The following is a 360-nucleotide window of genomic DNA, read 5'->3' as shown; positions in this document are numbered from 1 at the left end:
GGGCGGGCCGGGCCGCGACGATGATGGCCGAACGCGGCAGCGGCGAGGACGCGGCCGCGGGCGACGGCGACTGAGCCGGCGGCTCGGAGCGGCCGACGTCGAGAGAAGGGGTCGGGTGGACGGCGGGACCCGCCCGGAACGGGTCGAACCGGGGTGACCCGGCTCAGGCCGCGCGGCGTTCCTTCGCCTTCGGGCGGAGCTTGGTGTAGCCGCACTTGCGGCAGCGGCCGGCGTCGGGCGCGTTGCGGGCGTTACAGCGCATACAGATCTGTCGGTCGAGGTTGCGGCGTTCCGCGGCGTCGAAACTGGCCATACTCTCCGTGAGCACGCGGGCGCTGTAAAAGGTTGCGAGACGCGTCG

Annotated in this window: 1 protein-coding gene; it reads right to left on the bottom strand. The window is 73.3% G+C overall.

Annotated elements, in window-relative coordinates; all coding sequences use genetic code 11:
- Positions 1-163: 163 nt before the first annotated feature.
- The gene (locus tag DJ70_RS03720; protein WP_066412216.1) at positions 164-313 is read right to left on the bottom strand and encodes a 50S ribosomal protein L40e; all 150 of its coding nucleotides are present in this window, start codon (positions 311-313) and stop codon (positions 164-166) included.
- Positions 314-360: the final 47 nt, after the last annotated feature.

This window comes from Halorubrum halodurans (assembly GCF_002252985.1).
Lineage (GTDB): Archaea > Halobacteriota > Halobacteria > Halobacteriales > Haloferacaceae > Halorubrum > Halorubrum halodurans.
The sequence above is the reverse complement of the archived record's forward strand: the minus strand, read 5'-3'. Positions and strand labels throughout refer to the sequence as shown.